Raw genomic sequence first — 11,962 nt, forward strand, 5'->3', positions numbered from 1 at the left:
GATTGAGAACACCGCAGTCTTTAAACCTCTGGAAACACTGGTTCTCCCAGATTGAGCATCAGCCGGTTCGCCCAGGCGAATATCGAGATGGCGTGAATCAGGTCCAGCACCTGTGTATCGTCCAGCCCCTGCTCGTACAGCGCCTGGATATGCCCGGCGTTGAGCGAGGCCGGTTCGAGCGTCAGGTCGATGGCGAACTGCACGATGGCTTTTTCACGCGCGGTCGTACCTGCGGTATGGGGGTCGGCAAATACCTGGGCGATAACATCATTGCGCTTGGCCAGTTGTTCGAAGCGTTGCGCGTGCACTGACGCGCAGTACACGCAACGGTTGATCCGCGACACGACAGTGCTCGCCAGCTCCCGCTCGGCGCGCGACAGGCCACCCGGTGCGTACATGATCGCGTTGAACGCCTGAGAGCGCTGGCGAAGAATGTCCGGATGATGGGCCAGCGTCAGGTAGTAATCCGAGGTCTTGGCCTGCGGGTGGCTTTCTTCAAGCACAGCGACCTGCTCGGCGCTTGCGCTGTCGAGGTCCACGGTGGGCAGCCAGGCTTTCCAGCCCAGTACCTGATTGGTGAAACCTTCAATTTCAATCAGTTCGCTCATCAGGCTGCTCCGGCAGACTTTAACGCATCCAGCCCTGCGGCCAGACGCACTTGATAGGACAGGAATGCGATCAGTTGTGCCAGCACTACGATTTCAGCGGTGCTCAGGCCCTGATGTTGCAGCGCCTGCAACGCGCTTTGATCGCCGTGTACCGGAGACTCGATCAAGGTCCGCGTGAAGCGCAGAATCGCCGACAGACGTGGGTCTTCCAGCAGATCGATTCGGCTGGCGTCCACATCGGCCAGCACATTTGCCTCGGCGCCTGCCGTTCGCAACTGCGACAGGTAATACCCGCTCAGAGTCGGCTGCGCGCTCAGCAGCGTTGCGTAATACGCCACCCAAAGGCGTTCGCTCAGTGACAGGTTGTGTGCCAGTGCCGGGTCGAAAAACAAGTCCTGACTGCCCTGGGTTGCCAGGGCCACCTTGTCCCGCGCATGACGAACCGCGTGCAGCGGACTGCCGGGTGCAATGCCCAACAGGCTATCGAGGGTGTCCGGAGTCGTTGAATGTTCAGTGGTCGATGTCATGAAAGGTCCTGCAATGCTGTGGTTGCATTCGCGCAGCCGCTGGCAAAAGCGGCGCGTTCATGGAAGAGAATCAAGGCTGCTCGGTGACCATGGTCGCTGCAGTGCGGTCGCTGACCAGCGGCTCGACCTTGAGGCCTTTGCGCGCGGCCCAGATGTTCTGGTAATGGAACAGCGGGATGATGCCGACGTCGTCACTGACAATCTGCACCGAGTCCTGGAGAATCTTGCGGCGCTTGGCCTCGTCGAACTCAGCGGTCGAATCAGCCAGGGCCTTGTCCACCAGCGGATTGCTGTAATGCCCCCAGTTGGAAGCGCCCTGCCCTTTGCTGCTGTCGACCGTGGTCAGAATATTGGTCAGGGCATACGCCGCCTCGCCGGTGCCATTGCCCCAGGCAATCACGCTGATCGCCAGTTCATTCTTGTTGGCCTTGCCCGCGTACACCGCCCACGGCAATACCTCCAGCTGAACCTTGACGCCGATCCGTGTCCAGAACTGCGCCACCGCCTGCATGACCTCCGGTGCCTGCGGATAACGGTCGCCTGGCACATGCACAGTCAGTTGGAAGCCTTCGGGAAAGCCTGCCTGCGCCAGCAGATCCTTGGCCTGCTTGACGTCATAGGGAATGTTCTTGATCTGCGGGTTGTAACCGAACGTATTGGCCGGCATCCATTGATTGGCTTCGGTGACGGTGCCCTGCATGATGCGTTCGTTGATGGCCGGGCGGTTGATGGCCAGGGACAGCGCCTTACGCACCCGCACATCCAGCAGCGGGTTTTCGGCCAGCGGCTTGCCTGCGTTGTCACGAATGAACTCGTTCGGCCCGGCACGGAAACTCGGCTGAATGATCAGCGCACGCAGCCCCTGATAGGCGAAGACATTGACGTTCGGCGTTTTGCGCAGGCGCTCCACATCAGTAGGCGATACCTTGTCGATCACGTCGACATCGCCCGCCAGCAAGGCTGCAGTACGGTTGGCGGCGTTGGCGATGAAACGGAAATCAACCTTGTCCCAGGTCGGTTTGCCACCCCAGTAACTGTCATTGCGAGCGAATATCGTGCGATCACCCGGCACGAACGAGACAAACCGGTAAGGTCCGGTGCCAATCATCGCCTTGCCCGAGTTGTAATCGGCGCTGCTGGCTGCCGCACCGGCGTGGCGACTGACGATATAGATCGAATCGACGTCCGGCAGCAGATTGGCGTTGGGCGAACGGGTCTTGATGATCAGTGTGTGATCGTCCTTGGCCTTGACCGATTCCACGGTACGCATGGCCCCTGCGTAAGAGGCCACGCTGCCGGGTACGTTTCGCGCGCGCTCGAAGGAGAAGACCAGATCATCGGCGGTCAGCGGCGTGCCATCCTGCCATTTGACGTCATCACGCAGGGCGAACTCCCAGGTGGTGTCGTCCACGACCTTCCAGCTCTTGGCCAAGCCTGGCAGGGTCTTGTCATCACGGCGGCTGACCAGCGATTCGAAGGCATGCAACGCTACCGAACGGTCTCCGGCGTAGTTATTGAGCTGTGGATCGAGAGACGAGACCGGGTCGGCATAGCCGATGCGCAAGTCCTGTGCCGTGACACTGCCGGCGGCCAGCATCAGGGCCGACGCTAACAACGAACGAACGAGTGGTTTCATGGGTGATTCCTTGTACGCAATGGCAGAAGGTGACGGGTTTGAAGTGCCCGTTCAGCGTTGGTCATTCAGGTGACAGGCGCTCTGGTGATTCGGCGAAACCTCCCGCAGCGCTGGAACTTCCTCGCGACAGCGCGCCATGGCGTGCGGGCAGCGAGGGTGGAAATGACACCCGGCAGGCGGGTTAAGCGGGCTGGGGATTTCCCCTTGGATCGCGTCATAACGGGTACTGCGAATATCGAAGCGCGGGATCTGCGCCAGCAAAGCCTGGGTATACGGGTGATTGGCCCGTGCGAACAGGTCATCGACCGATGCTGTCTCGACCACACGACCCAGGTACATCACGATGACGCGGTCGCAGAGGTGCTCGACGACGCCCAGGTCATGGCTGATAAACAGATAGGTCAGCCCCAGTTCGTCGCGCAGGTCCATGAACAGATTGAGGATCTGCGCCTGAATCGACACGTCCAGCGCCGCCACCGACTCGTCGCACACCAGCAGTTCCGGTTGCACCGCCAGCGCACGGGCAATCCCAATACGCTGACGCTGACCACCACTGAACTGATGCGGATAGCGCTGGCGCAATTGCGGGCTGAGCCCGGCACGCTGCAATTGCGCACTGACGTAATCGTCTGCGCCCTTGCGGTCGGTCAAGCCGTGCAACAGCGCACCTTCGCCGACGATCCGGTCGACCCGCAGACGCGGGTTGAGGCTCGACGACGGGTCCTGAAAAATCATCTGCACTTTCAGGCGCAGCGCCTTGCGCTCACGTGTGGTCAGGCTGTCCAGCGGCCTGCCGTCCACCGACGTGGTGCCTGAAGAGACCGGCAGCAGCCCGGCAACCATGCGCCCCAGGGTCGATTTGCCACAGCCTGACTCGCCCACCAGCCCGACCACTTCACCGCGCATGATGCGCAGATCGACACGATCCACCGCATGGGTCAGCGGTTTTGCACGGGTAAGGTGCAGCCGTTGCAGGAGCCCCTGAAGGGAGCGCTTATCCACGGCTTTGCCGAAGGTCTTGCTGACCTGATGCAGCTCGATAAGGGGAATCTGATCACTGGGCATCGGCCGCTCCTGGGTGAAAACAGCGAACCATCTGGCCCGGTCGTGCCTCGTGGGGTTGAGGCTCCTGCGCACAGACCTGCGAGGCTCTGGGGCAACGCGCCGCGAAAGCACAACCGACCGGCATCGACAGCAGGTCGGGTGCCATGCCCGGGATCTGCCGCAGGCGCTGACCGCGCTGGTTGCGACTTGGCAGGCTGTCGATCAGCCCTTGTGTGTAGGGGTGTTGCGGGCGATCCAGTACATCGGCGACCGAACCCTGCTCGACGATGCGTCCGGCGTACATCACCGCCACATCGTCAGCCAGCCCCGCGATCACGGAAAGATCATGGGTGATCCAGATCAGCGAGGTGCCCTGCTCGCGCACCAGCTTCTGCACTTCACTGAGAATCTGCGCCTGAATGGTCACATCCAGCGCCGTGGTCGGCTCATCGGCAATGATCAGGTCCGGTGCATGCAGCAGCGCGATGGCAATCGCCACCCGCTGGCGCATACCGCCAGACAACTGATGCGGATAGGCGCGCAGACGTTCTTCCGGGCTGGCGATGCCCATCAGCGCCAGCGTGCGGCTGGCATGTTCGCGGGCCTCGCGCTTGCTCAGCGGGCTGTGCGCACGTACGGCCTCGATCATTTGCGTGTCGACCCGCAACACCGGATTGAGGGTCATCATCGGGTCCTGAAAGATCATCGCTACCCGGTTGCCCTGAATGTCACGCAGTTGCGCGGCAGACAGTCTGGTCAGATCGCGCCCCTTGAACAGCACCTGGCCGCCGCTGATGCGCCCAGGTTCATCGACAAGACCGAGGATCGAAAAGCCGGTGACCGACTTGCCCGAACCGGACTCACCCACCAGGCCCAGAATGCGTCCCGGCTGTACCCGCAGCGAAACGTTGCGCACCGCTGGCAGCACACCGGCGCGGGTATGAAACGAAGTGCACAGGTCGCGCACATCCAGGGTCGGCTGTTGGGCTGCGTCAGGTGCAGGCGACATTTCAGACACGCTCATCGCTGTAACCTCGGGTTCAGGACATCGCGCAAACGGTCACCGACCAGATTGATCGCAACGATAGTGATCAACAGCGCCAGGCCCGGAAACAGGCTGATCCAGTATTCATTGCTGAGCATGTATTGAAAGCCGTTGGCAATCAGCAGCCCCAGAGACGGCTCGGTGACCGGTACGCCCAGGCCGAGAAACGACAGGGTTGCTTCCAGCGTGATGGCGCGGGCGATCTGCAAGGCACCGATCACGATCAGCGGTGGCAGGCAATTGGGCAAAATGTGGCCAACCACAATACGCAGCGGCCCCACGCCCTGCCCGCGCGCCGCATCGACGTATTCACGGCGGCTTTCGGTCAGCGCCTGACCGCGTGCGGTGCGCGCGTAATAGGCCCATTCAAGCATTATCAGAGTCAGCATCACGTTGCCGACGCCCTTGCCCAGCCAGGCAAGAATCATCAGCGCCATGAGAATCACCGGGAACGACAGCAGCAGGTCGACCAGACGCATCAGCAAAGCATCGAGCCAACCGCCGACATACGCAGACACCAGCCCGAGCAGCGTACCGATCACTGCCGCAATCAACGCCGAGCCAATGCCGACCCACAGGCTGATGCGCAGGCCATAGATAATCGCCGAGACCAGATCGCGGCCCTGCCCGTCGGTACCCAGCCAATAGGTGTAACCGCTGTCCCCATTGAGGCTGCCAGGCGGCATGCGCGCGTCCATGACGTTAAGCTGCATCAGGTCGTAGGGGTTCTGCACCACAATCCACGGAGCCAGGGCTGCAACCAGCACAATGAGCAGCAGGACCACCAGGCCCGTCACCGCCGTGGGCGAGCTGAAGAACTCGGTCAGCACTCGTCGCCAGGGTGACTGGGCCTGCAACAGCGTGCTGCCGATCGGGGCTTTTTCAATGACATTCATCGGGAGGCCTCGATGCGTACACGTGGGTCCAGCAGGTAATACAAGCCGTCGACGATCAGGTTGAGCACCACGAAAATCACCACGACCACCATCAGGTAAGCGACCACCACCGGGCGGTCAAGCATGTTGATGCTGTCGAGAATCAGCTTGCCGGCACCCGGCCAGGCGAAAATGCTTTCAGTCACCACGGCATAGGCGATGGTCGAGCCCAGTTCCATGGCCAGCACTGTCACCACCGGAATCATGGTGTTGCGCATGACGTGCATGCACATCACGCGCATCGGTGACAGGCCCTTGGCGCGGGCGAATTTGACGAATTCCTGGGGCAGCACTTCGCGCACACCGGCTCGGGTCAGGCGCAGCACCAGGGAAATCTTGAACAACGCCAGGTTCAGCGCTGGCAACAGCAGGTGCTGCAAACCGTCCAGCGTCAGCCATGACCATTGCACGCCCAGCCACTCACGGGTCTCGCCCCGGCCGCTGGCCGGTAGCCAGCCCAAGGTGATGGAGAAGAGCATGATCATCATCAATGCGACCCAGAAGGCTGGTAGCGAGAAGCCGACAATGCTGGCGGCCATCATCAGCCGGGACAGCGGATGCTCGGGGTACATGCCGGCAAACATTCCCAGCGGCACACCGATGACCACTGCCAGAAACAGGGCACTGAACGCCAGCTCGAAGGTTGCAGGCAAACGCTGCAGAATCAGGCGCATGGCGTCCTCGTGATACACGAAGCTTTGCCCCAGATTGCCGTGAACCGCACCCTTGAGAAAAATCAGGTACTGCTGCCACAGCGGCTGGTCCAGCCCCAAATGCGCGATGGCCTGCAGACGCTCGGCCTGATTGAGGTCTTCACCCACCAGAATGTCCATCGGGTTGCCGATGGCATTGAGGCCGACGAACACCACCAGCGTCATCAACAGGATGACCAGCAATGATTGAGTCAGCCGACGCAGCGCCCAGCCGATCATTGGCGCAGCTCTGCAGCGCCTGGCTGGCTGGCGACCCACTCATCGCCCAGCAGCTCTGGCTCGGCGTAATCGAGCATGGTGTCGAAATGCAGGGCGATGTCCTCGTTGAACAACTGCCCGACCAGGGCATGGGCCAGACGTTTGGAGCCCTCGCTGATAGCAGGAATGTCACCGGATACCGCGCCGTAGCTCAATGCTGCCGGGTAACTGAAGCAGTGAATGTGGTTCAGCCCCGGGCAGGCGCCTGGGGTCTTCTCCTGAAATTCGAAGCAGTTGCCCAGATCCGGCAGCGCAGCCAGTTCGGCATCGGTTTCGCCGCTCGGTGCCTGGAAGCGATCCTGCCAGACGCGGATCTGCGCAGAGAATGGCGCAAATTCCGGGCGCTGCCGGAAGTCGGTGCGAAACCCGGTGGCAAATACCACGAAATCTGCTTCGATACGGGCCTTCGGCGTATTCAGCCAGACGCCTCCAGCAGCGCTCTCCTCGACGGAAAGCACCGGACTGTCGAGCATGAACCGCGCCTTGCCGGAAGCGGACACTCTGAGGGTACTGCCGCGCGGCGGTGGGACCTGCTGGGTATTGAGGTAGTGGCGAATGCGCCATTTCCAGACGTCGGGCAGGCGCCAGTAGCCATGGACCATGCCTGGATTGCCGACGCCCTTGCCTTTGTTGATGCGCGGCAGCTCGGCACGCCGGATCAGCAGATCGACCCGCGTTGCGCCAGCCTCCAGCGCCGTGGCAGCGCTGTCCATCGCCGAGGCGCCACCGCCGATGACCGCAACGCGTCTGCCGGCGAACCAGCTGTCCTGCAAACCCGCCGCCGAGTGTGTCCACAAGTGCTGCGGCAACTGCCGGGCAAAATCCGGCACCCAAGGACCGCCCAGACCGTCCCGACCCGTGGCGAGCACCACATGGCGGGCCAGCAGGAATTGCGTCTGCACCGGCGTGACGACATCCAGCTCAATCAGACCGTCCGTTCTGGGCGCTACCCGGCTTATGCGGTGCTCATTGCGTACGTCCAGGGCCAGCACCTTGCGATACCAGCGCAGGTACTCGGCCCATTGCAGACGTGGAATCTTGTCCAGCAACGCCCAGCCGTCGACGCCGAATTGCGCTTCGTACCAGGCGCGAAATGTCAGCGCTGGCAAGCCCAGCGCCGGCCCGGTCAACTGCTTTGGCGAGCGCAGGGTCTCCATCCGTGCGGTGGTGGCCCAGGGGCCTTCGAAACCTGCTGGTGATTGATCGAAAATGACCGCCGCTACGCCGAGGTTGCGCAGCTCTGCGGACAGCGCAAGACCGGCCATGCCTCCGCCGATGATCGCTACGTCGAGCACGGCCTGCCCTGCGCTGATCCTGGGCTTGACCCATGGCTTGGCGGGCAGATCCAGCCAGGCCAGATCCTGCTGCAAGCGAGCTTCCAGAGCGGCCAGGCCAGTGGGTGCGTTCACATCGGACATTGATCGGTACTCGAAAAAATGATCGGGCTACAAGCCCGAGCCTTGATTCAAAGCACTTCAAGAATCATTCCAATATTGTTTTAAATGAATTCTTAAAGCCTTTGAATGCTTAATTCGAATAGTAAAAGCCGATTTTTATTCTCGCAACGCGCAAAAAAGCATATTTATATTCCTAAATGGAATTTGAGCGAGCTTTGCGTGCCGAGAAACAAGGCGTTACGGAGGCTATTCATGGACGCGCTGCGTCCGGCTTTCAGTCTTGTGCGACGACAGGCGTTATCAGCAACCGGGCTTTCATGCCGTCTGCATGGCCCGCTCACTCGGCATAAATGCTCTGTAACAGGGCATCGTGCGCGCTGGCTTCGTGCATGATCATTTCCGGCAGCAGGATTTTTGCGCTGTCGGCAATTTCATCGATCAGCGCGCTCGCCACATCCGACAACGGGCTAGCGAAGGCTGAAATCAGCCCGAAGAAAAACGGAATGTTGCAGGCGATCGGTCTGACGACCAGGCCTTGTACCGGCACCCCCAGCGCTGTGAACGGATCGACCAGTGCAACGCCCAGCCCGACCCTGGCCATCTGCATGGCAATCAGCGACGTATTGGTGTCCAGCATGCGTGGCGGCTGACCACCCGCCTCCTGAAACGCCTTGTCGATGCGTCGACGAAAGCGATACGGGTTGGCCATGGTGATCAGCGTTTGCTGACGCAGCAGCTCCATCGACAGCACCTCATGAGCGGCCAGCGCCGAATCGGCTGGCAATACCGCCACACAAGGCGCCTCGCCGATCCAGTGGATTTCCAGACCACGATGCTCAAGCGGCAGGCTGACCGCGCCCAGGTCCATGGTTTTCGACAGGACAGCCTGAACCACGTTCTCCGGAGACATGCTCTGCAGCTGAATCTGTTGCGGACGCAGGTGCGCGGGCAGGCGCGACAGTGCAGCAGGCAGCAGGCCAGCCGCCAGGGCCGAGATCGCCACCAGCTTGATCTGATGGTTCTCCTCCTGGGCAATGTGCTGCGCGCGCTGGCGGATGTTGCGCACCCCCAGCAGCGCACTCTCCACTTCGCCATACATCATGAATGCCTTGTGGGTAGGCGTGACCTTTGGCCCGCTGCGCTCGAACAACGCAAAGCCCAGTTCCTGCTCGAGCTCCTGAATGGCCCGGGTGACCGAGGGCTGAGATCGGCCGAGCATTTTCCCTGCCGCCGTGACACTGCCTGCCGACATGACTGCCGCGAAGGCTTCGAGCTGACGCAAATCCATAAGCATGCCTTGATCGATACACCGCCGATGAGAAAGCACGACGCTGTGCTCCCCGGTTCAAAGCGCGAAAGTCTACACGCTGGTAGCGTCTGACGTGAGCCAGCACCTCATCCGGCGATCATTACCCGGTTTCGGCCCTGCTGTTTGCCCATGTACAGCGACGTGTCGGCGCGATTGAGGGCCAACTGAAACGCCTCGCCCGTGGCGATGGTCGCCACAGCGACTGTGGCGCTGACGGCGATGATGCGCTCGTTGATCAGACCGGCCTCTTCGGCGATACGCCGCCAGATACGTTCTGCCGCGCGCAGTGCGTCTTCGGGCGTAGTGTCAGGCATGAGCACCAAAAATTCCTCGCCGCCCCAGCGCGCTGCCATATCACTGCTGCGCACGCTCGAACCGATGATCTCGGCGACCCGTTGCAGAACCACATCGCCGGTTTCATGCCCGTGGATATCATTGATCTGTTTGAAATGATCGATGTCGAGCAGGATCAACGAAGCCGACAGCCCCTGCCGTCGGCCTTCCAGCTCGCGTATGCGATGCAGCACTCGTCTGCGCGTATAAAGATTGGTCAGGCTGTCGCGGTTGGCGATATGAAACAGGCTCAGTTGCATCGACGAGGTGAAACGTACCGACAGTGCAGTGGCGTAAATCGACAGAGTGGTCGCAGAGAGTACGTTGACTATACCGAACGCATCGAGCACGTTCTGGCTGAGACCGGATCCCTGCCCCGTGTATCGGCGAAAGGCAAAGCAGCCCACCAGCGACAGCAGAATCGCCGCGCTGTAGGCAATGCGTCTGATGACGTTCAGTTGAAACGTGAAGGCAATGACGGGAATCACGCAGAATAGGTAGAAACTGAAGTTGCTTTCCCAGCCCAGCTGCCACGTCGCGAGCACGGCATGGCCGATGATCTCCAGGCACATCAGTTGTCCGGCTTGTCGATGTCGACGCCTGCGGATCAGGTAGATGCAGTTGACGTAAACCAGCGTGCTGACGATGTTCGCCATCCACATGATCTTCATGCCCAACCCCAGGAACACTGTCAGCCACACACAGTGAATGCCCAGAGCGACATAAACGATCGGGGTGATGTGTTTCCAGAACTGGATAGCCGTGTCCTTGAACAGCTGGGTGCGGTCTTCCGTCGGAAGGCTCATCATCACGTTATCTCGAAATGCAGGTGGAGTATGACCATCAGCGTAGGGGCGAGATCATGATGTATTGTCGGCCTGAACCGACGCCGCTTTATACAGCGACTGGATAATATATTTGTCTGCAGCGCCCGAACCCCGTGAATGCCGGAAGGACTCAAATGGACATCATTGAGACCGTGTAGTGCAATCCCGTGCCTGACTTTTTCATAGTCAGCTGGCCGTCGGCAGCGTCCGGCAATATGCAGTGAGCTTGCACTCCGGGCAGCGTATGGCGGTTTTTCGTCGCTTTACGGTAGCGATCCTGATGCTCCGAAAATACTATCGGGAGCGGACCTTGTGTTGATCACGTATTGCTCATCAGCCCGCCAAGATGCAGGCAGCCCTGAATGATTCGGAAGGAAGCTTACCGATGGAACGTCTCACCGCAAAAGACTTTGCTCCTGAACTGCTTGAGCTTTATGACTACTACGCACACGGCAGGATCAATCGGCGCGAGTTTCTCGATCGTGCAGCGCTGTTCACCTTTGGCGGCCTGACCGCCAGTGCGCTGCTTGCCTCGCTGAGCCCCAACTATGCGCTGGCCGAACAGGTGGAATTCACCGACCCGGACATCATTGCCGAGTATGTCTCCTATCCTTCGCCCAAGGGGCATGGTCAGGTTCGCGGCTATCTGGTACGTCCGGCCAAAGCCGCCGGAAAAGTACCCGCAGTGGTTGTGGCACACGAGAATCGCGGCTTGAATCCTTACATCGAAGACGTGGCGCGCCGCGTTGCCAAAGCCGGTTTCATTGCGTTGGCACCTGACGGGCTGTCGTCGGTCGGCGGCTATCCGGGCAACGATGACAAGGGCCGTGAGCTGCAGCAGACGGTCAACCCGGAAAAGCTCATGAACGATTTCTTTGCCGCCATCGAGTGGCTGATGAAGCATGACGCGACCACCGGCAAGGTCGGCATCACCGGTTTCTGCTACGGCGGCGGTGTGGCCAATGCTGCGGCGGTTGCGTACCCGGAGCTGGGCGCTGCGGTGTCGTTCTACGGGCGTCAGCCCAATGCCGAAGACGTGGTGAAGATCAAGGCGCCGGTGATGATTCACTACGGCGAACTGGATACCCGCATCAACGAAGGGTGGCCGGCCTATGAAAAAGCCTTGAAAGCTGCGGGCAAGACGTACGAAACGTACATTTATCCGGGCGCCAATCATGGTTTCCACAACGACTCCACCCCACGTTACGACGAAGCCGCGGCCAAACTGGCCTGGGACCGCACATTGGGATGGTTCAACAAGTACCTGGTCTAAGTTCTGGCCGAACGGCGCGGCACAGATCTATGACGCGCAGCATCACGCAAGGCATTC

The 11,962-nt window shown here is 60.6% G+C and carries 11 protein-coding genes; 1 reads left to right on the top strand and 10 read right to left on the bottom strand.

All coding sequences use genetic code 11. From position 1 onward, the window contains the following. Positions 1-20: 20 nt before the first annotated feature. The 10 genes from ACW55A_RS04805 to ACW55A_RS04850 form a co-directional block, all read right to left on the bottom strand. The gene (locus tag ACW55A_RS04805) at positions 21-608 is read right to left on the bottom strand and encodes a peroxidase-related enzyme (RefSeq protein WP_096128020.1); all 588 of its coding nucleotides are present in this window, start codon (positions 606-608) and stop codon (positions 21-23) included. Next, a complete protein-coding gene (locus ACW55A_RS04810; RefSeq protein WP_455808503.1) occupies positions 608-1,135 on the bottom strand; it encodes a CMD domain-containing protein in 528 nt (175 codons plus the stop codon). Before ACW55A_RS04810 ends, ACW55A_RS04805 begins: the two co-directional genes overlap by 1 nt. 70 nt (positions 1,136-1,205) lie before the next feature. Then, entirely contained in the window at positions 1,206-2,771 is a 1,566-nt protein-coding gene (locus tag ACW55A_RS04815; RefSeq protein WP_187599830.1) for an ABC transporter substrate-binding protein, read from the bottom strand. Positions 2,772-2,822: 51 nt separating this feature from the next. Next, positions 2,823-3,836, bottom strand: a complete 1,014-nt coding sequence (locus ACW55A_RS04820; protein ID WP_060707739.1) for an ABC transporter ATP-binding protein — start codon at positions 3,834-3,836, stop codon at positions 2,823-2,825. Then, a complete protein-coding gene (locus ACW55A_RS04825) occupies positions 3,826-4,839 on the bottom strand; it encodes an ABC transporter ATP-binding protein (protein ID WP_122240716.1) in 1,014 nt (337 codons plus the stop codon). Before ACW55A_RS04825 ends, ACW55A_RS04820 begins: the two co-directional genes overlap by 11 nt. Further along, entirely contained in the window at positions 4,836-5,756 is a 921-nt protein-coding gene (locus ACW55A_RS04830) for an ABC transporter permease (protein WP_003369564.1), read from the bottom strand. Before ACW55A_RS04830 ends, ACW55A_RS04825 begins: the two co-directional genes overlap by 4 nt. Beyond that, positions 5,753-6,727 (bottom strand): ABC transporter permease, encoded by a 975-nt coding sequence (locus ACW55A_RS04835; RefSeq protein WP_003369562.1) that lies wholly within the window; start codon positions 6,725-6,727, stop codon positions 5,753-5,755. Before ACW55A_RS04835 ends, ACW55A_RS04830 begins: the two co-directional genes overlap by 4 nt. Beyond that, positions 6,724-8,184, bottom strand: a complete 1,461-nt coding sequence (locus tag ACW55A_RS04840) for an NAD(P)-binding domain-containing protein (RefSeq protein ID WP_058396949.1) — start codon at positions 8,182-8,184, stop codon at positions 6,724-6,726. Before ACW55A_RS04840 ends, ACW55A_RS04835 begins: the two co-directional genes overlap by 4 nt. 316 nt (positions 8,185-8,500) lie before the next feature. After that, positions 8,501-9,451 (bottom strand): LysR family transcriptional regulator, encoded by a 951-nt coding sequence (locus ACW55A_RS04845; protein ID WP_046235611.1) that lies wholly within the window; start codon positions 9,449-9,451, stop codon positions 8,501-8,503. A gap of 107 nt (positions 9,452-9,558) precedes the next feature. Further along, positions 9,559-10,611: a GGDEF domain-containing protein gene (locus ACW55A_RS04850; RefSeq protein ID WP_498810726.1), complete on the bottom strand. Its 1,053-nt coding sequence runs from the start codon at positions 10,609-10,611 to the stop codon at positions 9,559-9,561. 406 nt (positions 10,612-11,017) lie between these two features. Between ACW55A_RS04850 and yghX the strand changes: the two genes are divergently transcribed. Then, on the top strand, positions 11,018-11,905 hold the full coding sequence (gene yghX, locus ACW55A_RS04855) for a YghX family hydrolase (protein ID WP_003416575.1): 888 nt from the start codon (positions 11,018-11,020) through the stop codon (positions 11,903-11,905). Positions 11,906-11,962 lie beyond the last annotated feature (57 nt).

Source organism: Plantibacter cousiniae (nom. nud.) (genome assembly GCF_977070315.1).

Excerpts from the sequence above, each read along its gene's own strand:
- ACW55A_RS04805 (WP_096128020.1), bottom strand. The coding sequence starts at position 608 with ATGAGCGAACTGATTGAAATTGAAGGTTTCACCAATCAGGTACTGGGC.
- ACW55A_RS04810 (WP_455808503.1), bottom strand. The coding sequence starts at position 1,135 with ATGACATCGACCACTGAACATTCAACGACTCCGGACACCCTCGATAGC.
- ACW55A_RS04815 (WP_187599830.1), bottom strand. The coding sequence starts at position 2,771 with ATGAAACCACTCGTTCGTTCGTTGTTAGCGTCGGCCCTGATGCTGGCC.
- ACW55A_RS04820 (WP_060707739.1), bottom strand. The coding sequence starts at position 3,836 with ATGCCCAGTGATCAGATTCCCCTTATCGAGCTGCATCAGGTCAGCAAG.
- ACW55A_RS04825 (WP_122240716.1), bottom strand. The coding sequence starts at position 4,839 with ATGAGCGTGTCTGAAATGTCGCCTGCACCTGACGCAGCCCAACAGCCG.
- ACW55A_RS04830 (WP_003369564.1), bottom strand. The coding sequence starts at position 5,756 with ATGAATGTCATTGAAAAAGCCCCGATCGGCAGCACGCTGTTGCAGGCC.
- ACW55A_RS04835 (WP_003369562.1), bottom strand. The coding sequence starts at position 6,727 with ATGATCGGCTGGGCGCTGCGTCGGCTGACTCAATCATTGCTGGTCATC.
- ACW55A_RS04840 (WP_058396949.1), bottom strand. The coding sequence starts at position 8,184 with ATGTCCGATGTGAACGCACCCACTGGCCTGGCCGCTCTGGAAGCTCGC.
- ACW55A_RS04845 (WP_046235611.1), bottom strand. The coding sequence starts at position 9,451 with ATGGATTTGCGTCAGCTCGAAGCCTTCGCGGCAGTCATGTCGGCAGGC.
- ACW55A_RS04850 (WP_498810726.1), bottom strand. The coding sequence starts at position 10,611 with ATGAGCCTTCCGACGGAAGACCGCACCCAGCTGTTCAAGGACACGGCT.
- yghX (WP_003416575.1), top strand. The coding sequence starts at position 11,018 with ATGGAACGTCTCACCGCAAAAGACTTTGCTCCTGAACTGCTTGAGCTT.